This is a genomic window from Pseudomonas sp. M5A4_2d, assembly GCF_053345295.1.
The window spans coordinates 488,327-511,615 of sequence record NZ_JBKEZW010000002.1 but is presented as its reverse complement, the minus strand read 5'-3'; the positions used below and the strand labels follow the sequence as shown (position 1 = coordinate 511,615).

Annotated in this window: 18 protein-coding genes; 13 read left to right on the top strand and 5 right to left on the bottom strand. The window is 62.7% G+C overall.

The features are described 5' to 3' along the window. Positions 1 to 88: 88 nt before the first annotated feature. The 4 genes from ACLBW8_RS09370 to tssA all read right to left on the bottom strand — a co-directional run bounded on the left by ACLBW8_RS09370 (position 89) and on the right by tssA (position 3,829). Positions 89 to 577 (bottom strand): Hcp family type VI secretion system effector, encoded by a 489-nt coding sequence (locus ACLBW8_RS09370; protein WP_005792512.1) that lies wholly within the window; start codon positions 575 to 577, stop codon positions 89 to 91. Between the two features lie 172 nt (positions 578 to 749). Then, on the bottom strand, positions 750 to 2,246 hold the full coding sequence (gene tssC / locus ACLBW8_RS09365) for a type VI secretion system contractile sheath large subunit (protein ID WP_064454748.1): 1,497 nt from the start codon (positions 2,244 to 2,246) through the stop codon (positions 750 to 752). Positions 2,247 to 2,248: 2 nt separating this feature from the next. Continuing rightward, on the bottom strand, positions 2,249 to 2,755 hold the full coding sequence (tssB, locus tag ACLBW8_RS09360) for a type VI secretion system contractile sheath small subunit (RefSeq protein ID WP_017135823.1): 507 nt from the start codon (positions 2,753 to 2,755) through the stop codon (positions 2,249 to 2,251). A 54-nt stretch (positions 2,756 to 2,809) separates the two neighbouring features. After that, entirely contained in the window at positions 2,810 to 3,829 is a 1,020-nt protein-coding gene (gene tssA / locus ACLBW8_RS09355; RefSeq protein WP_064454746.1) for a type VI secretion system protein TssA, read from the bottom strand. 406 nt (positions 3,830 to 4,235) lie between these two features. On the opposite strand from tssA, the gene tagH reads away from it, so the two are divergent. The 13 genes from tagH to ACLBW8_RS09290 all read left to right on the top strand — a co-directional run bounded on the left by tagH (position 4,236) and on the right by ACLBW8_RS09290 (position 21,745). After that, the gene (gene tagH / locus ACLBW8_RS09350) at positions 4,236 to 5,555 is read left to right on the top strand and encodes a type VI secretion system-associated FHA domain protein TagH (RefSeq protein ID WP_447805319.1); all 1,320 of its coding nucleotides are present in this window, start codon (positions 4,236 to 4,238) and stop codon (positions 5,553 to 5,555) included. A 56-nt stretch (positions 5,556 to 5,611) separates the two neighbouring features. Further along, positions 5,612 to 6,121 (top strand): type VI secretion system lipoprotein TssJ, encoded by a 510-nt coding sequence (gene tssJ, locus ACLBW8_RS09345; RefSeq protein WP_407016400.1) that lies wholly within the window; start codon positions 5,612 to 5,614, stop codon positions 6,119 to 6,121. Between the two features lie 18 nt (positions 6,122 to 6,139). Further along, on the top strand, positions 6,140 to 7,474 hold the full coding sequence (tssK, locus tag ACLBW8_RS09340; protein WP_064454743.1) for a type VI secretion system baseplate subunit TssK: 1,335 nt from the start codon (positions 6,140 to 6,142) through the stop codon (positions 7,472 to 7,474). 6 nt (positions 7,475 to 7,480) lie between these two features. Then, a complete protein-coding gene (locus ACLBW8_RS09335; protein ID WP_221295907.1) occupies positions 7,481 to 8,770 on the top strand; it encodes a DotU family type VI secretion system protein in 1,290 nt (429 codons plus the stop codon). Continuing rightward, positions 8,767 to 12,267, top strand: a complete 3,501-nt coding sequence (tssM, locus tag ACLBW8_RS09330) for a type VI secretion system membrane subunit TssM (protein ID WP_447805217.1) — start codon at positions 8,767 to 8,769, stop codon at positions 12,265 to 12,267. The genes ACLBW8_RS09335 and tssM overlap by 4 nt, the downstream gene beginning before the upstream one ends. Further along, positions 12,264 to 12,917 (top strand): type VI secretion system-associated protein TagF, encoded by a 654-nt coding sequence (tagF, locus tag ACLBW8_RS09325; RefSeq protein ID WP_064454740.1) that lies wholly within the window; start codon positions 12,264 to 12,266, stop codon positions 12,915 to 12,917. Before tssM ends, tagF begins: the two co-directional genes overlap by 4 nt. Further along, positions 12,918 to 13,637, top strand: a complete 720-nt coding sequence (locus ACLBW8_RS09320) for a PP2C family protein-serine/threonine phosphatase (protein WP_447805216.1) — start codon at positions 12,918 to 12,920, stop codon at positions 13,635 to 13,637. After that, entirely contained in the window at positions 13,634 to 16,636 is a 3,003-nt protein-coding gene (locus tag ACLBW8_RS09315) for a serine/threonine-protein kinase (RefSeq protein ID WP_447805215.1), read from the top strand. Before ACLBW8_RS09320 ends, ACLBW8_RS09315 begins: the two co-directional genes overlap by 4 nt. Further along, positions 16,636 to 17,340, top strand: coding sequence for an ABC transporter ATP-binding protein (locus tag ACLBW8_RS09310; RefSeq protein WP_064454737.1), 705 nt, complete (start codon positions 16,636 to 16,638; stop codon positions 17,338 to 17,340). Before ACLBW8_RS09315 ends, ACLBW8_RS09310 begins: the two co-directional genes overlap by 1 nt. Continuing rightward, positions 17,340 to 18,524 carry an ABC transporter permease gene (locus ACLBW8_RS09305; RefSeq protein ID WP_447805214.1) on the top strand — a complete coding sequence of 395 codons (1,185 nt, stop codon included), beginning with the start codon at positions 17,340 to 17,342 and terminating at the stop codon, positions 18,522 to 18,524. Before ACLBW8_RS09310 ends, ACLBW8_RS09305 begins: the two co-directional genes overlap by 1 nt. Continuing rightward, a complete protein-coding gene (locus tag ACLBW8_RS09300; RefSeq protein WP_447805213.1) occupies positions 18,517 to 20,229 on the top strand; it encodes a formylglycine-generating enzyme family protein in 1,713 nt (570 codons plus the stop codon). The genes ACLBW8_RS09305 and ACLBW8_RS09300 overlap by 8 nt, the downstream gene beginning before the upstream one ends. A gap of 84 nt (positions 20,230 to 20,313) precedes the next feature. Further along, complete coding sequence (gene tagQ, locus ACLBW8_RS09295; RefSeq protein ID WP_128589686.1) at positions 20,314 to 21,240, top strand: type VI secretion system-associated lipoprotein TagQ; 927 nt, start codon at positions 20,314 to 20,316, stop codon at positions 21,238 to 21,240. 124 nt (positions 21,241 to 21,364) lie between these two features. Continuing rightward, positions 21,365 to 21,745 carry a hypothetical protein gene (locus ACLBW8_RS09290; RefSeq protein WP_064455030.1) on the top strand — a complete coding sequence of 127 codons (381 nt, stop codon included), beginning with the start codon at positions 21,365 to 21,367 and terminating at the stop codon, positions 21,743 to 21,745. Between the two features lie 134 nt (positions 21,746 to 21,879). On the opposite strand, the gene ACLBW8_RS09285 is transcribed toward ACLBW8_RS09290, so the two are convergent. Then, positions 21,880 to 23,280 carry an aminoacyl-tRNA deacylase and HDOD domain-containing protein gene (locus ACLBW8_RS09285; protein WP_447805212.1) on the bottom strand — a complete coding sequence of 467 codons (1,401 nt, stop codon included), beginning with the start codon at positions 23,278 to 23,280 and terminating at the stop codon, positions 21,880 to 21,882. Positions 23,281 to 23,289 lie beyond the last annotated feature (9 nt).

The window sequence follows — 23,289 nt, the reverse complement described above, 5'->3', positions numbered from 1 at the left end:
CAGCTCCACGGACGGGTTGTGAGAGGGACGGTTTTGCAGCGGGGCAGGTGCCAGGGGCCGTAGCGCAGGGCCACGGCCTCCAGGGCTATCAGCGTTTGGTGTTGGAACGGATGTTCCAGCCAAACTTGATCGCGCCGCCGTCTTTGGTGCCGTCGGCTTTCTGCGGCTGATAGTCGACCATCACTTGGGCGAAGTTGAGGGTGACGTTTTCGGTCAGGCGATCATCAGTGCCCGAGCCGCCGGTGCTCAGGGAAGTGACCAGCACTTCTTCCAGGTTGATCACCATGTACTCGACCTGGCTTTCACCACCGGCTTTACGCACGGTCAGCTTGACCTTGTCGATGTGCTTGCCGCTGGCGCAGTGCATCATCAGGTTCGGCGACGCCTTGTCGACGTACTTGGTCAGCGACAGGTCCTGGATATTCACCTTGCCTGCGCCGCCGCCACCGCCAACATGCATGTTGCCGGACTGGGCCATGCCCCAGCTCCAGTTCAGCACGTCGATTTCGTCCTTGTGGGCCTTGTCCATGGACTCGCCCTTGATGTCGCCGATCTTGATGAAAATATCAACAGCCATGTTTTCTCCCTGTGTGGCGTGCGCCACTCGATTTGGTTACTGCCAATGGGGCAGTGCTTTTCTGTGGGAGCAGGCTTGCCTGCGATCGCATCAACGCGGTCTGACTGACAGACCGCGTCGCCTGAATCGCGGGCAAGCCCGGCTCCCACAGAAGAGCCGGTTCAACAGCTACTTACGCGCTTTTCGCCGAAGGCAGTTTCGATACCAGGCGCAGCGACACGGTCAGCCCTTCAAGCTGATAGTGCGGGCGCAGGTAGAACTTCGAGTTGTAGTAACCCGGGTTGCCTTCGACGTCTTCCACGATCACTTCGGCAGCTGCCAACGGGTGCTGGGCCTTGGTGGTTTCGGTGGAGTGCGCCGGGTCGCCGTCGACGTAGTTGAGGATCCAGTCCTGCAACCAGCGCTGCATCTCGTCCTTCTCTTTGAAGGAACCGATCTTGTCGCGCACGATGCACTTCAAGTAGTGAGCGAAACGGCAGGTGGCGAACAGGTACGGCAGGCGCGCGGCCAGGTTGGCGTTGGCGGTGGCATCCGGGTCATCGTATTCGGCCGGTTTCTGCAACGACTGGGCGCCGATGAAGGCAGCGAAGTCGGTGTTTTTCTTGTGCAGCAGCGGCATGAAGCCGTTCTTCGCCAGTTCCGCTTCGCGGCGGTCGCTGATGGCGATTTCGGTCGGGCACTTCATGTCCACGCCGCCGTCATCGGTCGGGAACGTGTGAGCAGGCAGGTTTTCCACTTCACCGCCGGACTCCACGCCACGGATGCGCGAGCACCAGCCGTAGTGTTTGAACGAACGGTTGATGTTCACCGCCATCGCGTACGCGGCGTTGGCCCAGGTGTACTTGGAGCTGTCCGCACCGTCGGTGTTTTCTTCGAAGGCGAAGGCTTCCACCGGGTCGGTTTTGGCGCCATACGGCAGGCGTGCCAGGAAGCGCGGCATGGTCAGGCCGATGTAGCGCGAATCTTCCGATTCACGCAGCGAGCGCCAGCCGGCGTATTCCGGGGTGGTGAAGATCTTGGTCAGGTCGCGCGGGTTCGACAGTTCCTGCCAGGAGCCCATGCCCATCACGGTCGGCGAAGCCGCAGCGATGAATGGGGCGTGCATGGCGGCGCAGACTTTCGACAGCTCGCCCAACAGCTCCACGTCGGGTGGCGACTGGTCGAAGTAGTAGTCGCCCACCAGGCAGCCGTAGGGTTCGCCGCCGAACTGGCCGTATTCTTCTTCGTACATCTTCTTGAAGATCGGGCTCTGGTCCCACGCAGTGCCCTTGAATTTCTTCAGGGTCTTGTGCAGGTCCGGCTTGGAGATGTTGAGCACGCGAATCTTCAGCTGCTCATCGCTCTCGGTGTTGTTGACCAGGTAGTGCAGGCCACGCCAGGCGCTTTCCAGTTGCTGGAAATCCTGGTGATGGATGATCTGGTTAACCTGGGCGGTGAGCTTGGCGTCGATGGCGGCGATGATCGATTCAATCGACTTGATCGCGTCATTGGACACCAGGTCCGTCTGCGCCAGAGCCTGTTCGGCCAGGGTGCGCACGGCGGTTTCCACGGCTTCGCGGGCACGTTCGGTCTTGGGTTTGAATTCTTGCAGCAGCAGGTTCGCGAACTCGCTGGCTTCTTCGGTAGCGCCCAGGATCTGGGAGCCTTCGCGGACGGTATTCTCGGTCATGATTACTGGTCCCCTGCCGGCTTAGGCGCGCTTGCAAGGGCCTGCAGCAATGCCGGGTCCTTGATCGCTTTCATGATGATTTCTTCAGCGCCGGTCTTGCCGTCCATGTAGGTCAGCAGGTTGGCGAGCTGAGTGCGGGCTTCGAGCAGCTGTTTGAGCGAGTCGACCTTGCGGGCCACGGCGGCCGGGCTGAAGTCGTCCATGCTTTCGAAGGTGATGTCCAGGCTTAGGTTGCCTTCGCCGGTCAACTCGTTCGGTACATGGAACGCCACGCGCGGCTGCATGGCCTTGAGGCGCGAGTCGAAGTTATCGACGTCCACTTCAAGGAACTTACGGTCGGCCACAGGTGCGAGCGGTTCGGCAGGCTTGCCGGCGAGGTCGGCCATCACGCCCATCACGAAGGGCAGCTGGACCTTTTTCTCGGCGCCGTAAAGCTCGACGTCGTACTCGATCTGCACTCGAGGCGCACGGTTGCGCGCGATGAATTTCTGAGAACTTTGCTTCGCCACGTTGCTGCTCCTGGTCGCTTGAGCGACGGTGTTGTTACTGCACAGTCGAGCGGCTTACTCGCCGTCCGGGCCGCGCAGGTTTTCAAATTGGGACATGCCGTCGGGAATCAGATTGCGCACGATGGCCGCAAAATCGGCGTGCACCAGATTTTTCGCCCGGTTCAACAGCACCGGCAGCGGGCTCGAAGGCTCGTGCCGGGTGTAGTACGCAAGGATCTTGTCGAGGCTGCGCAGCACGTCATCGCGGCTGGCGATGTCACCCGTTGGGCGCGGTGCGGCGGGGGCAGCGGCGTATTCAACCGAGGGGGCATTGTCGTCACTGACGGCCTCGGGCTCGCTGCTGGTATCGCTATTCGGTACGAATTGGTTGAGGACTTGCAGCGCCTGCTTGAGCGGTTGCTTCAACAGGCTGAGGTCCACGCCCTGGGCCGAACCGACCTGGTCGCTGACCTGTTGTTCGATGGCTTCGCAGGCGGCACGCGCAGCGCTCAAAGCGTCGTGGGTGGCTTGCAGTTGTTCCGGGTCGCTGTCGAGGAACGCGGCGTTCAGTTGCTGGGCGCCGAGTTGTTCATCGGGGAAACTCATCAGGCCGCTGGCGTTCAGCGCGGCGCGCAGGCTCACCGGCCCGAACGTGCGTGAGCGCGTGAGGATGCTTTCGCGCAGCAGACGAATGGTCGCGTCGCTGGTCAAGCCCGAGAGGGCGTTGATGCGCACGGTGGGGTCGTTATCGTCGTCGGCATCCAGGCGCGGGTGCAGGTCGGCCCAGTATTCGCGCAGCAGCGCGTTGATCAGCGTGAGGACTTCGGCCAGCCCGGCCGGACCCTGCAGGGCGAGGGAGCTTTGCAACAGAAAATGGGTGATACGCAGGTCTTTGCTGCGCTGCAACAAGTCGAGGCTTTGCTGCTGGATGCTGCGCCAGTCCGGCGGTTCAGCGGGCAGGATGGAGTCGCCCATGCTGCGCTCGGGTTGGCCCTTGGCGGCACGCTCCAGGTGGAGAAAGTCCGCGTCATATTCCATGTCTTCGCCACATGGCGAAGTCGCGGAAACGGCGGCGAGCAGCAACGGCACATCCACTTGATTCGATCTCCCTATCGGCCCGTTAGATATCGGGCAATTCATGCAATAGTTGCGTAATGAACTTTGCATGGGTTCTTGGTCATATATGCAGCGGTGCCACTAATGTGCCACTACCGATGTTCAAGAAGTTGTGCATTTTTGGTGTAGTAGTTACGCCTTGTCAAGGTAAGCTATTCGCCCTCTGTGACAGATGTGCGGTGTTTAACACCCTGCGCGACTGACGGGTCTAACGGCGCCCCAAGGCAGGATTTTTGTCATAGAGGCCGAGTAAGATCAGCGATCATGCTGATAAAAGCAGGTTTTCAAGGTCGTTTGCACGACCTGGCGGTGATCTCTCGGGAAGACGGGTCCCTTTGGGTAGCCCCTGGATAGACCGCGCGCGATGTATCAGCAAGGAGGCAAGATGTCGCTGTGTTTGACTATCACTAGTTATCACAAAATCACCCCTGGGCAATGCCCTGAAAAGTCCATGAATCAGGGCGTGATGGCTATTGGCCGCAGTTCCGATAATGACTGGGTATTGCCCGACCCAGAGCGCCTTGTCTCTTCGCAGCACTGCGTTATTCAATACAAAGATGGCCGTTACTATTTAACCGATAACAGTACAAACGGCGTGGAGCTGGTTAACGCCGGTATTCGTATGCGCCGGGGTAACAGCGAGCCGTTGCAAGATGGTGAGCTGATCCGCATCGGCGATTACGAAATCCAGGCGCGTATCGACTTCAACGTGCAAGCGGTTGATAGCCAGTTGTTTGCTGGCGATTCGCCGAACAGCTTTGAGGCGCTGATGGGGGCGGTGGTGAACTCGCCTGCGCCGACGCCGGCAATTGCGCCGCAGTTCCAGGGCGCCTCGTCGATGGACACGCTGCCGGATCTGTTCGACTTCCTCACCCCGACCACCGTACCGCCGCCGACTGTGGCGGACCACGTACCCTCCGAGCAACACGACTTCCGTCCACCGACGCCGGTGGCCGTGCCGGTGGTCGAGAAGCCGGTCGTATCCGGTTCAGTCATTCCCGAAGACTGGGACCTGTTTGGCGACACGCCAGCGCCTGTCGTCACAGCCCCCCAGCCTGTTGCGCCGCCCGAACCGCCACCTGCGCCGATCCTCCCGCCAGCCGCCCCGGACACCCAGCAGCCCGACCTGCTGCAAGCCTTCCTGCGCGGCGCCGGCCTTGACCAACTGCGCCTCGACAAAGCCGACGCCTGCGCGCAAATGGAAAGCATCGGCCGCAGCTACCGGTTGATGGTCGAAGGCCTGATCGACGTCTTGCGTGCCCGTGCCAGCCTCAAGGGCGAGTTCCGCATGCAGCAGACGATGATCCGGCCAGCCGAAAACAATCCGTTGAAATTCGCGCCGAATGCCGACGAAGCTTTACTGCTGCTGCTTCGCCACGGTAACCAAGCGTTTATGGCGCCGGACATCGCCGTGCGCGACAGTTTCGACGACTTGCGCGCCCATCAACTGGCAGTAATGGCCGGTGTGGAAGCGGCGATCAAACACCTGCTCACGCGTTTTGAGCCGGCACAGCTGGAAGAGCGCATGGGCAAGCCCGGCGGGCTGTCGAGCCTTTTTAACGGCTCGCGCCAGGCCCAGTACTGGCAGCAGTTCACCGAGCTTTACAGCAATATTTCCCGCGAGGCCCAGGAAGATTTCCAGGACCTGTTCGGCCGCGAATTCAGCCGAGCCTACGAAGCACACAGCGCACGACAGCGACGCTAAATCGCGCCGCAGTAATGGATAAAACGGATAGCTAAGTACGTCATTGAGGACGCAGGATGATTCCCAGGTTTTTACTCGCAGCAGCCACCGCGTTGCTGCTGACGGCGTGTGCCAAGGATGCCGCCAAACCCCAGGCGGTTGCCGAGGCCGAGGCGGACACCGCCGCCGTCGAGTTGCACTTTCACGCGATTACCGGGCTCAACCCCGGCGCCAACGGCCAGGCAGCGCCGGTGCGGGTGCGCATCTTCGAACTGAAAAACGCCGCCACCTTCAGCCGCTCCGACTACTTCGCGCTGGCTGACCGCGCGCAATCCACCCTCGGCCTGGACCTGTTGGACCAGGACGAAGTGATGGTCCAACCCGGCCAGCAATTGAGCATTCAACGCGACCTCGACCCCTCCACACGCCAAATCGGTTTGCTGGTGGGCTATCGCGAGTTGGACCGCGCGCAATGGCGCACGGTGCTCAACGTGCCGGCTCGCCAGTACACCGAATACCAGATCAGCCTCGATGTGCGCGCCGTGCGCGCCGACGTCGTGGTTCCCCCATCCAGCCCTGCCCAATAAGAAGCAATCGGAGCCCCCATGTCCTGGAACAATCGCGTGGTCTGGTCGGAAGGCATGTTCATTGGAACGCAGCACTTCCAGCAGCATGACCGTTATCTGGAAAACCTGATCGACGCCCGCAGTCGTCCGTTATCCGCTGGCGCGTGGGGCTTTTCCGAATTGCTGATCGACCAAGGCCTGCTGGCGCAGGGCAAGCTGGCGATCGTTTCGGCGCGCGGCCTGTTGCCTGATGGCACGCCGTTCAATATCCCCCAGGACGACCTGGCGCCGAGCCCGCTGAACATCGACGATAACCTGCGCGATGGCCTGGTGTACCTGGCCTTGCCGCTCAAGCGCGCGGGTGCCCGTGACACCGTCGACGAGGGCGAAGACCTTGGCGCCGCACGTTATGTGAGCCAGGTGCGTGAAGTCCGTGACGACAACGCGCCGTTCGAAAACCGCGCGCCGGTGGCCGTGGGTTCCCGTGCCCTGCGCTTGCTGACCGCGCAAGATGGCATCAGCGATTACGCTGCCATCGGCGTGGTACGCATCAAGGAAAAACGCGCTGACCGCGCGCTGGTCCTCGATGACACCTACATTCCGCCGGTTCTGGACGTGGCCGCGAGCAAACCGCTGAGCGCCTTTCGCAGCGAATTGCTGGGCCTGCTGCACCAGCGCGGCGAAGCCCTGGCTGGCCGTGTCGTCGCCTCGGGCGCCGGTGGCGCGTCGGAGATTGCCGATTTCATGCTGCTGCAATTGGTCAACCGCGCGCAGCCGCTGCTCCAGCATTTCAGCCAGTTGAGCCCGCTGCACCCGGAACGCTTTTTCAGCGAGCTGGTGAGCCTGGCCGGGGAGTTTTCCACCTTCTCCACCTCGGGCCGTCGCCCCCAGGAATACCCGCAATACCAGCACGACGACCTGTCCCTGAGTTTCGTCCCGGTGATGGCGGCCCTGCGTGAAGCGCTGTCGATGCTGATCGACAGCAAGGCCACGCCCATCCCGATTGTGGAGAAAGCCTACGGCATCCACGTGGCGATGCTTGCTGATAAAACCCTGCTCGACAGCGCCAGTTTCATCCTGGTGGTGCGCGCTGACGTGCCTGGCGAAACCCTGCGCGCGCGCTTCGGCCAGCAGAGCAAGGTTGGTTCGGTGGAACACATCCGCGACATGGTCAACCTGCAACTGCCGGGCATTGGCCTGCTGCCATTGCCGGTGGCGCCACGGCAGATCCCGTACCACGCAGGCAGCACCTATTACGAGTTGGACCGGGGCAGCGAGCACTGGCAGCAACTGAACAACTCCGGCGGTTTTGCCTTCCATATCGCCGGGCAGTTCCCGGGTTTGAATCTGGCCTTCTGGGCGATCCGAGGATAATCCGCGATGCATCCCAATGATGATGACCGCACCCAGTTCATGCCGCGTCCGGGTGGCCGCGCGCCGGAACCTGCGCGCGCAGAGCCGGCACCGCTTTCGATGCCGGCCGCGCCGATCCTGACCGGTAAAAGCCAAGGCCTCAACCCGCTGGAAAGCGCTGCTGGCCCGTTGCTTGCGCTGCTGACACGCCTGCGCAACACCATCGCGCACCCGGCGCCGGCCAGCTTGCGTGCGCAGTTACTGGCCTACTTGCGCCAGTTCGAAGAACGCGCCGAAGCCGCCGGTGTGGCGCGCAACGAAGTGCTGTTGGCGCGTTACGCGCTATGCACCGCGCTCGATGAGGCCGTGCTGAGTACGCCATGGGGCAGCACCAGTGACTGGGGCAAACAGAGCTTGTTGATCACCGTGCACAACGAAGCCTGGGGCGGCGAAAAAGTCTTTCAGTTGCTCGACCACTGCCTGCAAAGCCCGCGCGAGCGCCTGTATTTGCTGGAACTGTTGTACCTGTGCATGTGCCTGGGTTTCGAGGGCCGCTACCGCGTGATGAACGACGGTCGCAGCCAGTTGGAAGCCTTACGTGAGCGCACCGCTGCGGCCATTCGCAGCGCCCGTGGCGAGCACGAGCGTGAGCTGTCGCCGCATTGGCGCGGCGTGACCGTGGCGCGTGATCGCCTGGCGCAATTCATGCCGCCATGGATCGCCGTGGCCATCGGCCTGGCGCTGCTGCTGGCGTTGCTGTTCGGTTTGCGCATGAAGCTGGCGTCGGATGCCGAGCCGGTGTTCAAGAATATCCATGCCCTGGGCGAGATCCCGGTGCAGGCCATCGACCGTCCCGTGGCGCAACCGAAAGTGATTGAACGGCCACGCCTGGCGGGCTTCCTGGTGGAAGACATCAAGGCGGGCCGCGTGGCCGTGGAAGACAAGGTCGACCGTTCCGTCGTGACGATTCGGGGTGATGAGCTGTTCGCGTCAGCCAGTTCCAGCATTGTCGATGACTACCAGCCGCTGATGCTGCGCATCGCCGATGCCATCCGCAAGGTCAAGGGCCAGGTGCGCGTCACCGGGCACAGCGATAACCGCCCGATTGCCACGCTGCGGTTTCCGTCCAACTGGGCGCTGTCCGAAGCGCGCGCCAAGTCGGTGCTGGAGATTCTGGCGGCCAAGACCGGCCAGGCGGATCGCTTCAGCGCCGAAGGCAGAAGCGACACCACGCCGGTGGCTACCAATGCCACTGCCGAAGGCCGTGCCCGCAATCGTCGGGTTGAAATCACCGTATTGGCGGAGGGCGTCGAGTGAAGGCGTTTTTCAGTTTCATGATTCGCTGGGTGATCCCATTGCTGGGCCTGATCGCCCTCAGCCTGATCATCTGGTTTGTCGGGCCGTTGCTCGACTTCCTGGTGCCGGAAGGGCGCCGTTGGGCGCTGATCATCCTGGTGTTTGCCGTGTGGATCGCTTACCGCGTGTTCCGCATTATCCAGGCCCGGCGTCAGGCCGCCGAAGTGATGCGCAGCCTAGCGGCCGAAACACCGGCCGACCCCAACAGCGTCGCCACTGCCGAAGAGCTATCGACCCTGCGTCAGCGCATGGACGAAGCCCTCACGCTGCTGAAAAAGGCCAAGCTCGGCGGTGACGAGCGCCGCAACCTCTACGAGCTGCCGTGGTACGTGATCATCGGCCCGCCGGGTTCGGGCAAGACCACCGCGCTGGTCAATTCCGGCCTGCATTTTCCGCTGGCCGCGCAATTGGGCGCCGGTGCGGTGCGAGGCGTTGGCGGTACGCGCAATTGCGACTGGTGGTTTACCGATCAAGCGGTTTTGCTCGACACCGCTGGCCGCTACACCACGCAGGACAGCAACTCCACGGTGGATAAAGCCGCGTGGCTGGGCTTCCTTGACCTGCTGAAAAAGCAGCGCTCGCGCCGCCCGATCGATGGCGCCTTTATCGCTATCAGCCTGTCCGATTTGCTACTGGGCAGCGACGCCGAGCGCGCCGCGCATGCCGCTGCGATTCGCCTGCGTATCCAGGAGCTGTATACCCAGTTGGGCGTGCGTTTCCCGATCTACCTGATGCTGACCAAGCTCGACCTGGTGCCGGGCTTCATGGAGTTTTTCGACAACCTGAGCAAGGAAGACCGCGCCCAGGTGTGGGGCATGACCTTTGCCCTGGATGACGGCAAGAACAGCGACAGCCCGCTGGCCCATCTGCAAAGCGAATTTGCAGGCCTGGAGCAGCGTCTCAACGAACGCTTGGTGGAACGCTTGCAACAGGAGCGCGACCCGGCGCGGCGCGACCTGATCTACGGCTTCCCGCAGCAGTTCGGTGCGTTGAAGGATTGCCTGCAAAGCTTCCTTGAAGGCGTGTTCAAGCCCAATGCCTTTGAAGAGCGCGTATTGCTGCGCGGCGTGTACTTCACCAGCGGCACCCAGGAAGGCAGCCCGATTGATCGCTTGATCGGCGCCATGGCCCAGAGCATGAACCTGGACCGCCAGCACCTGGCGCGCCAGAGTGGTACCGGGCGCAGTTACTTCATCGAAAAACTGTTCACCGCCGTGGCGTTCGCCGAGCGTGGGCTGGTGGGGGTGAACCCGAAGGTCGAGCGGCGGCGCAAGTGGATCGCACGCGGCGTATTAGCCGCTACCGTGGCCTTGGTGGTGGTGGTGAGCAGTTTGTGGTGGGTGAGTTATCGCGCCAATCAGGCCTACATCACCCAAGTCGACCAGAAGGTCGCGCCGCTGGGCCAGACGGTACAGAACCTCAGCCCGGCGCAGCGCGAAGTCCTCGCCGTGCTGCCGTTGCTCAATGCGGTGAAGAACCTCGCGGGTGATTCGCCGAGTTGGTCCGAAGGGCTGGGCCTGTATCAAGGCGACATGCTCGAAGCCGAGTCCGCCAGTGTCTACCGCAAGCTGTTGATCGCCGTATTCGCCCCCCGTCTGGTGACGCGTATCGAAGAACAACTGCACGGCGGTGGCAATTCCGACTTCCTCTATGAAGGCCTGAAGGCTTACCTGATGCTCGCCGACAACGAGCATTACGACCCGGACTTCATCAAGGCCTGGATCGCCCTCGACTGGGACCGTAGCCTGCCGCGTGACCTGCCGGCCGATCAGCGCCAGGCGTTGACCGGGCATTTGCAGGCGCTGTTCGAGCGCCATCCGCCGAGCGCGCGACTCGACCCACGGCTGATCGACGACCTGCGTCGCCAACTGCAACAACTGCCGGTGGCTCAGCGCGTCTATGACCGCGTTAAACGCCAGAAACTGCCCGACGGCATTCCTGACTTCCGTATCAACGAAGCCGCAGGCCGTGATGCCGCGCTGGTGTTCAGCCGTAAAAGTGGCAAGCCGCTGGGCGAGCCGTTGAGTGGGTTTTTCACCGCCAAGGGCTATCGTCAGGCGTTCTTGCTGAGCAGCTTGAATCAAACCGGCACCCTGGCTGAAGAGCAGTGGGTGCTGGGCCGCGAACAGGCAGACCAGCAAAACGTGGCGAGCCTCGCCGCCGATGTGCGCCGCCTGTATTTCCAGGATTACCAGCGCCAGTGGGATGCCTTGCTTGCGGATATCGACTTTGTGCCGATCACCAGCGTGGCCCAGGCGGCCGATGTGCTGCGAGTGATTTCCGGCCCGACGTCGCCGCTGAAAAAACTGCTGGTGGCGGTGGCCAAGGAAACTGATCTGCAAGCCGAAGAGCGCCAATTGGCCGCCAAAGGCGTGCCGGTGGAAGGGGGTGTCGACAAGCTCAAGGAGCGCCTCGGCAGCCTGCTCGGCCAGGAGCAACAGACCACCAGCACTGCGCAAGCGGCGGATGATCCGGTGACCGCGCATTTCGCTGAACTCAACAGCATCGTCAGCAAGAATGAAGGCGAACCGGCCGCCATCGACGGCCTGCTCGCGGATATGAACGCGCTGTATGTGCAGGTCAGCGCCATGGTCGGTGCCAGTGGCGATGCCTTGCTCGGCGAGGCGAAGAACCAGGCGGCGGCAGCAGCCACGCGGGTCAGCCTGAATGCCGAGCGCCAGCCGCCGTTGGTGCAGGGCATGGTCAAGTCGGTGGTCAATTCCACCACCAACAGCATGATGGGCGGCGTGCGCAACCAACTGAACGCAGCGTGGGTCAGCGAAGTGGTCAACGTGTACCGCCAGTCCCTGGCCGGTCGTTACCCGATGTCGCCGGGCAGCGCGCGCGACGCCACGCTGGATGACTTTGGCCAGTTTTTTGGTGTGGGCGGGGTGATGGATAACTACTTCCGCAAATACCTGCAGCCTTATGTGGACACGTCTGCGCCGACCTGGCGCTGGCAGCCGGGCGCGGCGCAGAAGCTCGGGATTGCGCCGGGCGTGCTGCAAACCTTCCAGCGTGCGGCGGCCATTCGTGATGCGTTCTTCCGCGCTGGCGGCACCCAACCGATTGTGCGTTTCGAACTCAAGCCGGTGTCGATGGACCCGACGATCACTCAGTTCCTGCTGGATCTGGACGGCCAGCAATTGAGCTACGACCACGGCCCAAGCCGCCCGGTGGCCATGCAATGGCCGAACCCGGGCAGCATTGGCGTGGTGCGTATTTCTATCATGCCGCCGTCGGCCAGCGGCCGTTCGGGCGTGACCCTGGACGGGCCGTGGGCCTGGTTCCGCCTGCTGGAGCAATCGGATCTCACCGCCGGTAATTCGCCGGACCGCTTCAACCTGCGCCTGCGGGTGGACGGGGCGAGCATCGCCTACGAGTTGCGCGCCAACAGCGCCTTCAACCCGTTCAAGAGCCGAGTACTCAGCGGCTTCAGCCTGCCGGAGCGGTTATGACGACGCTGGGTTTCTACGGCAAGTTGGCCAGCCGCGGTGACTTTGTCAGTCGCGCCTTGCCCCAGAGTTTTATCGGCCCGTGGGACAGCTGGCTGGCGGCCGGTTTGCTCGCCAGCCAGAACCGCCTGGGCGGCGACTGGCTCAACGTGTACCTGGTCAGCCCCTTGTGGCGCTTTGTGCTGGCACCGGGTGTGTGCGGGCCGGACGCTGCGGCGGGCGTGGTGATGCCGAGCATTGACCGGGTCGGGCGGTATTTTCCGTTGGCGGTGGTCGCTTTGCTGGATCACGACACCAATCCGGCGTCGCTGGTCGGCGGCCCGGACACCTGGTTCGAACAGGCTGAAGAGCTGTTGCTCAGCACCCTGGATACTGGCGCGACCTTTGAAGGCTTCAACGACGACCTCGACAAACTCGGCATTCCGGCAAGTGAGCCGCGCGCTGTGGACAGCCGCTTTGCAGGCCTGCAACGGGTTGCCGCCACCGTGCCCCACAGCCGAATGACCGCGCTCGCCGAACAGGCCTGCGAAGGCGCCAGCCTGTGGTGGGGCCGTGGCTCCCAACGTATTTCCCCTGGTTTATTGCGGTGTCAGGGTTTGCCTGCCGCCGGCGATTTTGCGCAGTTTTTGCTCGGACAAGAAGGTGTGGTGTAGATGGGGTCGACGTTCAAATCCGCGAGCAAAAGCCATGTGGGCATGGTGCGCCAGGTCAATGAAGACGCGTGCCTGGACCTGTCGGAAAACCGCCTGTGGGTGGTGGCTGATGGCATGGGCGGGCATGCGGCCGGGGACTACGTCAGCAGCCTGATCGTCGACAGCCTGCGCAGTGTGCCGGTGGGTCGCTCTTTGGATGAGTATTCGGCGGCCTTGCGCAATGACCTGATCCGCATCAACGCGACCGTGCGTGAAGAAACCGCCAACCGTGGTGTGACCATGATGGGCAGCACCGTCGTTGTGCTGGCGGCGCGCGGCCTGCGTGGCGTGTGTTTGTGGGCCGGTGACAGTCGCCTGTATCGCCTGCGCGATGGCGTGCTCGAAGGCATCTCCCGCGACCACAGCTACGTGCAAGACCTGCAAGACAGCGGCCTGCTCAGCGAAGCTGATGCCCGCGTTCACCCGCGCGCCAATATCGTCACCCGCGCGGTTGGCGTGGAAGCGCAGCTGGAGCTGGCGGTGGCTGACCTGCTGATCGCCCCCGGTGACAGCTACCTGCTGTGCAGCGATGGCCTGAACAAGACCGTCGAAGACCATGAAATCTGCGAGGTGCTCAGCCATGACGCACCGGATGAAATCGTACGCAGCCTGGTGCACCTGGGACTTAATCGCGGCGCACCGGACAACATCACCGCTATCGTCGTGAAGGTCTCGCCATGAACATTGTGATTGCGGGTTACGACATCGAAGGCGAGATTGGCGAAGGTGCCATGGCCAGTGTGTACCTGGCGACCCAGCGCTCGCTGGAGCGCAAGGTGGCGTTGAAGGTGATGGCGGCGGCGCTGGCGGCTGACCCGAGCTTTTGCGAGCGTTTCCTGCGCGAGGGCAAGACCCTGGCGCGCCTGTCCCACCCGCACACGGTGACCATCCATGACATCGGCAATGTCGGTGAGCTGTATTACATGGCCATGGAGTACCTGCCCAACGGCACGCTCAAGGAGCGCATCGCCGCCGGGCTGACACCGGAGCAGGGCGTGACCCTGATCCGCCAGATCGCCTCCGCCCTGGGCTATGCGCATGCCCAGGGTCTGGTGCACCGCGACGTCAAGCCGGCGAACATTCTGTTCCGCGCCGACGGCACCGCCGTGTTGTCGGACTTCGGTATCGCCAAGTCGCTGGACGACCGCACCCAGTTCACCCAGGCTGGATTTGCCGTGGGCACGCCGAGCTACATGAGCCCTGAACAGGCGCGGGGCCAGGAGATTGACGGCCGCGCTGACCTGTACGCGCTGGGCGTGGTGCTCTATGAAATCCTCGTCGGCAAGTTGCCCTACACCGGCACCGATGCGCTCTCCACCGCGCTGGCTCACCTGACCGAGCCGCTGCCGGAGTTGCCGGTGCACCACGGCCGTTATCAGGACGTGCTGCGTAAGCTGTTGGCCAAGGACCCGGCCGAGCGGTTCCCGGATGCGGCGGCGTTGTTGCGGGCCCTGGATCAACTGCCGGCGGACTCGCCTGAAGCGACGCTGGTGCGGCCGCTGCCGATACCGCTGAGTTTTGATCTGGCGGGCATGACGCCGGTGTCCATCGAAATTCCGACTGAAAAGCCTCAGCCGCAACCGATTCGCCAGCCGGTGGTGACGCCGACGCAGCACAACGCCGTGTCCGAACAGCGTCGTGGGCCGGTGCTGGCGTTGGCGGCAGTCGCGGTGGCCGTTGCGCTGGCGATAGGCGGTGCCAGTTACTGGTGGCTGAGCAGCGGCGATACGCCTGCTGCACCGCCCGCCGCCGTAGTCCCGAAAACACCTGCGACGCCGACGCCGCCATCTGCGCCAGTAAAACCGGCCGTGGCGGATGTGGATGGCGGTCAGCGGCCTTTGCTGATGGCCGGCAAAAAGACCTTGTTTCAGCGTGTGCTCAGCAAGCCGGGCGCCAAGCTGTCCCATGACGCCGGTGGTGCAGCCGGCGAAGCGCTGCCGGCGTTTTCCGTGCTCTACGTTTACCAGCGCAAAGACGTCGATGGCAGCCCATGGGTGCGTGTTGGTGCCGCCACCGATGGGCGCAGCGATGGTTGGTTGCCGGCTTCCCAGGTCAGCGACTGGAAGCAAAGCCTGGTGCTCAAGTTCACCGAGCGCTCGGGCCGGGCGCCGGTGATGTTCCTGCGCCAATCCTCGGAGGTGGAAAAGCTCCTGGCTGATCCCGCCGCCGCCAAGACCGTATTGGCCAAGGCGCAGAAAAACAGCGAAGACAATCAACAAGTGCTGGCGCTTGAGCCGACGGCCAGCGCGGTCCCGCAAAACCAGTTTTACCTGTTGCCGATCTTCGACGCCAAAGAGAGCTTCGATGAAAACGGCCAGCCGGTGCAGTTGCTTAACGTGGCGTCCATCGACCCCGGGAGTGCTGCCGCCGCCAAACCGGCCGCCCGTGTGATCAGCACCAACGCCGATGCGTTCCGCACCGCCGTGGTGTTGGTGGTCGACACCACCGTGTCGATGCAGCCGTATATCGACCAAGTCCGCGACGTCGTACACGAGCTGCAAACGCGCATTGCCGAGCGCGGCGAGTTGGACAGCGTCAGCTTCGGCCTGGTGGGTTTCCGCAACAGCATCAAGAAAACCCCTGGCCTGGAATACGTGGCCAAGACCCTGATCACCCTCGACCAGGGGCGCGATCCGCAACGCTTCCTCGACATGGCGCGCCAGGTCAAGGCGTCCACCGTTTCCAGCCACTCCTTCAACGAGGATGCGTTTGCCGGGGTCATGCAGGCGGTGGATGACATGGATTGGTCCGGCTACGGCGGGCGCATTATCCTGCTGGTCACCGACGCCGGCGCGCTGCGCAAAAACGACCCGTTTGCCGCCACCCAAATGAACGAAGCCGAAGTGCGCCAGGCGGCACTGGGCAAGCAGATCAAGATCTACGCCCTGCACCTGCGCACCGACGCCGGCAAGAAAACCCATGCCGGTGCGGAAAGCCAATATCGCGTGCTCACCGCCGACGCCAACCCGCAGATCGGCGACCTCTATACGCCGGTGCCGGGCGGTGATGTACGCAAGCTGGGTGAGCGTGTCGATGAGATCGGCAGCGTGTTTGCCAACCTCGTTCATCAAGTGCGCAGCAATACGCCGCAACCGGTGCCCCTGTTGAGTTCCGCGCCAAGCCTGGCCGATAAGTCCGCCGCTGTCGGCTACGCCATGCACATGGATTTTCTCGGCCGCAAAACCGCGAGCCAGGCCCCGCAATTGGTCAGCGCCTGGACCGCCGACCGTGACCTGACGAACCCGGCGCTGCCGGCGTTCCAGGTGTGCGTGATGCTGACCAAGTTGCAGCTCAATGACCTGCAGCAGTCGTTGAAGCTGATCGTCGATGCCGCGCGCAAAACCCAAACTTCGCCCAAAGACTTCTTCCAGGAAATCGCCAGCGCCTCGGCCTATATGAGCCGCGACCCGCAAGCCCTGCGCAAGGGCGGCAACCTGGCCGACGGCGGCCTTCTCGGTGAATACCTGGAAGGCCTGCCGTACCGCAGCAAGTCGCTGAACATGACGCAGGACTTGTGGTTGTCGTTGAGCGTCGCCGAGCAGGAAGACTTTATTGACGAGCTGGATTCGAAAATCCGTCTTTACGAAACCTTCCACAATGACGTGGCCAATTGGGTCCGTTTCGGCGATGCCGAACCGGGCGATGCGTTGTACCGCGTACCGTTGTCGACGCTGCCGTGATGTTGAATGTGAGCGCAGTGCACAAGACCCGGGGCCTCGGTAGCCAGCGCTATAGCCTGGTGATTCCGGCGCTGACGCTGGGTGCCGGTGAGCAACTGGCAATTGTCGGGCCGAGTGGCTGTGGCAAAAGCACGTTGCTGGATCTGTTGGCGCTGGTGTTGGCGCCGGATCAGGTTGGCCGGTTTGCCTTCAACCAGGTCGACATTGGCGGCCTGTGGCGTGCCGATCAGCAATCCGCGTTGGCCGAGTTACGCAGCCGGCACCTGGGCTATGTGCTGCAAACCGGTGGACTGCTGGGGTTTCTCGATGTGCGCGGCAATATCGCCCTGTCCCGGCAACTGTTGGGGTTGAAGGACGACGGCAGCGTGGCGCGACTGGCCGAGCAACTGGAAATCAGCGATCAGTTGGCCAAAAAACCGGCCGCGCTGTCGGTGGGCCAACGCCAGCGCGTCAGCTGCGCCCGAGCCCTGGCCCATGCGCCGCAACTGGTGCTGGCGGATGAGCCGACGGCGTCCCTGGACCCGCTTAACGCTGAGCGTGTCATGCAGGCGTTGCTGGCGCAGGCCCTCGAACACCGTGCGGCCTGCGTGATCGCCACGCATGACGAACCCCTGGCCCGTGCCAGCGGCTTGCCGGTGCGGCGCATCACTTGCCGTCGTGACACTGACGGCGGCGTCACCGCTACCCTCGGGGAGGCGTGCTGATGCGCAGTGGTCTGGTTGCCTCACTGGCCTGGCAGGATTACCGCAACGATGCCTGGCTGTCCGCCTGTTCGGTGCTGGCGCTGGTGGCAGTCATGGTGCCGTTGCTGGTGTTATTCGGCCTGAAATTTGGACTGGTTAGCAGTTTGACCGAACGTTTGGAGACCGATCCCGCTACCCGTGAAATCATTCCGTTGGGCGGTGGTCGATTCAGCAGCGGGTTTATCGAGCAGCTCGGCCTGCGCAGCGATGTCGGGTTTGCCGTGCCGCGTACCCGGCAGATTGCGGCGACCGCGCAGGTGGGCACACTCACCTTGGAAATGCTGCCGACGGCACCGGGCGATCCCTTGCTGGCGGGTTTGCCGATGCCTCGGGGCCTGGACCAGATTGTGCTGAGCCACACCGCCGCTGAAAAGCTCGCGGCGCGGCCTGGCGATTGGCTGGAGACCAGTTTTGCGCGGCAAGTGGCGGGGCGCGTCGAAGCCCAGCGCACACGGTTGCAGGTGCAGGCGGTATTGCCGCTGGAAGCCTTTGCCCGCGATGGTTTGTTCGCTGATTTGGGCCTGCTGGAAGCGGCCGAAGATTACCGCGACGGTCGAGCGGTGCCCGCATTGGGTTGGGAAGGTGACGCGGTCGGTGTGAGTGAGCAGCGTGTGTACCCGGCGTTTCGCCTGTACGCACGCACCCTCACCGATGTAGAGCCGTTGCGAGTGTATTTCGCCGGGCAGAATCTGTTGGTCTCGACTCAGGCGCAAACCATCGCCCAAGTGCAGTCGTTGAGCCGCAACCTGTCGATCGTGTTCTGGATTATCGCCGGGCTGGCCTTGGCTGGCGCGTTTGCGGCGATCTTTGCCGGGGCGTTGGCCGCCGTGGCGCGCAAGCGCCGGGAGTTATCCGTGTTGCGCCTGCTGGGGTTTTCCACCGGCGCACTGTTGCTGTTTGTGGTGACGCAGGCGCTCTACAGCGCTGGTTTCGCCGCCGGGCTGAGTGCCGGGCTCTATGGCTTGGCCGAGATGGGTTTGAATCAATTATTTGTGCAGGTGCCGGGCGAATACGCCAGTCACCTGCTGGCGCGTCACTACGGCCTGGCCCTGGTTGCAATCCTTGGCGTCAGCGCCGTGGCGGCGGCCTGTGGTGGTTGGCGAGTGGCGCGTATCCAGGCTTCTGAAGGAATCAGAGATGTATAAGTTACTGGGCGCCTGTGTGGCGCTGAGCTTGGCGTCGATGGCGTGGGCCGATGAGGCCAGCGACAAACTCGACAACCCCAAACCGCTGCCGGACGACGTCAGCCTGCCGCTGCCCTGCGAAGGCAACATGGTGTTCCGCTATGCCTACGTGCTGGCCCAGGGCACCTTGGATGACCGTGAGATCAGCCTCGGCTACCCCTTCGCCGAAGGTGAGGCGGGCTATCAGCAGTCGTTTATTTCCGGCTACCGCCGCGATTTTATTAACGGCCAGTTCACCCTCAAGGATTTGCCCAAAGACTGGAACAAAGTCATCGCGCCCTTGATGCCGAAGACCGACGCGAAAACCCCGCTCAAGCCGATGCTGTACTTCATCGGCAAGTACGAAGTGACCGCACGCCAGTACGCCCAGGTGATGTCCCAGGCGCAGTCGTTGGCCAGCGGCGAGCCGGCCCCGGCCTGCGATTTGCCCACCGGCATGGCCGCGCGTTTGCCCAAGGTGAAACTGTCGCGCTTTGAAGCCGAGCGCTTCTCGGCGGTGTACAGCGCCTGGCTGATGAAATACCACCGTGACTTGCTGCCGGTAAGCGGCCGTGGCTCCTCGGCGGAAGACGGTGGCCTGGGCTTTGTGCGCCTGCCCACCGAAGTGGAATGGGAATACGCCGCGCGCGGTGGCCAGGCAGTGAGCCGCCAGGACCTGGAAGGGCGCCTGTTTCCACGGCGCGTCGAAGGCAGCGAAAGCGACGGCCCGCTGGCGGATTACGCGGTATTCAACCAGGTTGCCGGCGGCACTGGTCAGGCCGCGCGCCTGATGCCCATCGGCACCAAACTGCCCAACCCGATCGGCATGTTCGACGTGATCGGCAATGCGGCGGAAATGGTCCAGGAATCCTTCCAGCTGGTGCATGCCGGGCGTCGCCAGGGCACCTACGGCGGCTTTGTGGTCAAGGGCGGCAATTACCTGGAAGGCGAGGGTACGCTGTTCACCGGCATGCGCCGCGAGTATCCGCTGTTCGCCGCTGACGGCACCGAGCAAAGCAACGAGACCACCGGTTTTCGCGTGGCGGTGGGGGCGTTGTCGGCGCCGCGCTCGCGTTACAAGGAGCTATTCGCCCAGTGGCAAAAAGAGGGCCGCCTGGCCTCGTTGACCGACGCGATTGACGACGCCCAGGACCCGACCAAGCGCCTGGACAGCATTATCTCGGCCAGCGTCGATCCCAAGCTGCAAGCCGAACTGGGGCTGGTCAACGAAGAGCTCAAGCGCAACGTCTCGCTGATCGCCCAACAACGCGAAGAAGCGGCGGGCAACCTGATCCAGTCGGCCGCGTTGGTGGCCGAGACCATCAGCAACTACAACATTCGCCTGACCAACCTGCAGAAGAGTCGCCAGCAGGCCGTGGACAACAAGGACACGGCCAGCGCCCAGCTGTTTGCCACGGCCATCGACAATGGGCGCAGCGCGCTTGATGGCGCGGTGGCGATCTACATCGACAACCTGGCCACCGGCACGCGCTACACCGATGCGGTTATCCAGGCGCAGTTTCAACGTATCAAGGAAGAGTTGGATCGCAAGCCAGTGCTCGGTAAAAGCCTGGTGACGCGCGCGACACTGTTCGTTCGCCATGTCGGCAACTACCGCAAGCAACAGCGGGCCGACCCGGCAACGATATTGAAGGAATTGCTCGCAGCGAGCGGTCAGCGGTCTTGACCGCTGGTTGTATGGCGAGCTTGGAAGGGACTCAGGCGGCGGTGGGCCGTGCTGGGCAAGTCAAACTTAAAAGAGAACACACCTATGCTTTTTTCCCGTAAGGCGGTTTCCAAGCGTCACCTGCTGCTGATCGCAGCCGGTTTTAGCACCGTGTTGACTGGTTGCGCCACGTCGCCGGCCTCCAAGGTCGCGTCAAGCACCAAGGTCGAGTACTACCCGAACTGCTACGAGCCGGTGCAGCACTTGCGCGCGACCGATTCGAACATGACCAAGTCGGTTGTGACCGGTGCGGCCCTCGGCGCGGCCGGCGGTGCTCTGTTGGGTGCCCTGACCGGCGACTCCGAAAAGCGCGGCCGTAACGCCGCTATCGGTGCAGCGGGCGGCGCCCTGGCCGGCGGCGCAGCGGGTTACTACACCGAGCGTCAGAAGCAGATCACGGATGACAACCAGCGCATCGCGTCCTACTCCACGGACTTCAACAAAAGCGCTTCCGACATCGACCGTAGCACCGCCTACGCCAAGGCGTCCCAGCAGTGCTATCAGAGCGCGTTCACCAAGCTGGTGACCGATCGTAAAGCCAAGACCGTCAACGACACCGAAGGCCGCAAGCGCCTGGCGGAAATCGTTGCAGGCTTGAAGGAATCCAATGACCTGATCGTTGCGGTCAACGGTAAAGCCAGCGAAGACCTGAATAACTACACCCAGGCCTACGAGAAAGACCTGCAGCAAGTCGGTGTGCAGCGCAACGACGTGGTAACCGTTGCCCAGGCAGACGTGACGCCGCCAGTCGTGCCGGCCAAGAAGGGCAAGACGCCGGCAAAAGTTGCGAAGAAGCCGGTATTGCCAACCGTGCCGAAAGAAGCGGTGACCACCGAGAAGAGCATCCAGACCGTCCAGGCCAAACAAGCTGAAAGCAAGCAGGTCGCCAGCGCCGGTAAAGCACAGATCGAAGGCACTTGCCGCGATCCAAACCTCGCCGACTGGGCGCCGGTGCCTTGCCCTAACGTTTAAGCAACATGTTGCTATAAGCGTTAAACGCCAACCGATCTCCTGCTAAAGCACGAGATCGGTGGCGTTCCTTCTGCAAATCGTTACACTGCTGCGGCCACTTAATAAATACACCGAGGCCGTGTGCATGAAATTTCGTCTTCTGCTGTGGGTGCTTGGCCTGATGATGGGCAAAGCCAGCCGCACCAACCCCGCTTTCCAGCAACAACTGGGTGACAAAGACCTGGCGTTCCAGTTGCAGACCCTCGACGGCAAGGTTGCCCGTCACTTCATCGTCAAAGACCAGCGCATCACCAGCCGTTCAGGGGTTCACCCTGCACCGGCATTTGCCATTGCTTTCAAAGATGCGGCCTACGGCTTCGCCACGATGCAGGCGAAGAACAAGCAACTGGCGTTCATGACGGGGATTCAGGACAAATCGATCCAGATCAAGGGCAACCCGGCGCTGGTGATCTGGTTCCAGGGGCTGACCAAGTATTTGAAGCCGAAGAAAAAGAAGAAGGGCTGAAGGTTATTCAGTAATACCGAGCCGCCTGCATTCGCGAGCAAGCCCGCTCCCACATTCGACCGAGCTGCACCGTTGGAATGCAGTTGAATGTGGGAGCTGGCTTGCGTGCGATAGCGGTTTATCAGGCGACAGTGTCAGCCCTGGCTGAACTGCGATGCCAGCTCACGCAACAGCACCTCGGCATCCAACACCTTGCCGACCACTTCCTCAGCCTTGTCACGGCTCAAGCCCAGACGCTCAAGCAGCGCATCCGGAATCGCCTCATCCGGCCCGGAGCCAATGCCACGGCTGCGCAACAAGCGCACAGCCAAACACACCAGATTCGGATATTCAGCATATTGCCCGTCATAGGTCGGGTCGTGCTGGAAGCGCAGGGCGGTGGACAGCTCGTCTGGCATGTCCCAGTAGCGCATCAGCCAGGCGCCGATCTGCTCGCGGCTGATGCCCAGCAAGTGTTGCTCGACATAGCTGTGGCACAGGTGCGGGTTGACCTCGAGGTGGCGGCAGATCAGCGAAAAGTGCGGCGGAAACACGTGGGCCAGCAGCAGATAACCGAAGTTGTGCAGCAAGCCGGCCAGGTAAGTCAGGCCAGCTTCCGGGCGCTGGGCGCGGGGCATGGCGCGCGTCAGGCCTTCGATTACGGCGGCGGTGTAGATCGACTGGTGCCAGTACGGCGTGGCCTGGTGCGGGTGGTCTTTCGGCAGGCTCAGGGTTTTGCCCAAGGCCAGGCCCAGTGCCAGGTTGATCACCAGATCAAAGCCGAGCACGCGCACAATGGCGTCTTCCACTGAACGAATCTTGCCTGGCGACGCGTAGTACGGCGACGCCGCCCAGCTCACCACTTGGGCGGCCAAGGCCGGGTCGGTCTCGACTACGCCGGTGATGTCATCGATGGTGGCGTTGGGGTCGACACGTAGCTTGATAATCTTCTGCGCCGTGTCGGCCAGGGGTGGAATCTCGATAGTTGCTTCCAGGCGCTGCTGGATTCGGCGAGCGGTGAAAGCCTGCATGGCCTGGGTGATTTCCTCGCGGTCATCATTGGGGCGGTCGAGGTTGGGGCGGATGTTACTCAACGGTTCGCCGAAGTGCCCGGCGCTGGCCTTGGTGAGCATGGTCTTGAAGTCGCCGCTGGCGATTTCCAGCAGCAGCCCGGCTTCGCCTGAGTGCACCAGCAGGCTTGGCTCGCTGAGCAGGCTGCCTTCGTACAGGCAAGGCGAGCTGGTCAGTGCCGGCAGTCCGGGCAGCAGGCTCAGATCATGCTTGGCCAACATGCGCTCGATGCGCTCCGGCGACACGGCTATGAGGCGGCGGCCGGTCAGTTCGGCGAGACGGTTGAGGTCAAGCAACTGGCTTTGCGGGAACAACACCATGAGCGCGCCGACGGCGTCTTCCAGCAACACTGCCTGGACTTTTTGCGCGGGATTCAGGCCAGGCTGTTCGACAACCTCCGTGTAAGGGATGGCGAGCTTTGCGAGCAGAGCCCGAATGACCGGCGGGGCGGTCAGTGGGGCTGTGGCGAGGGCGACTTCTGACATGGCCTGATC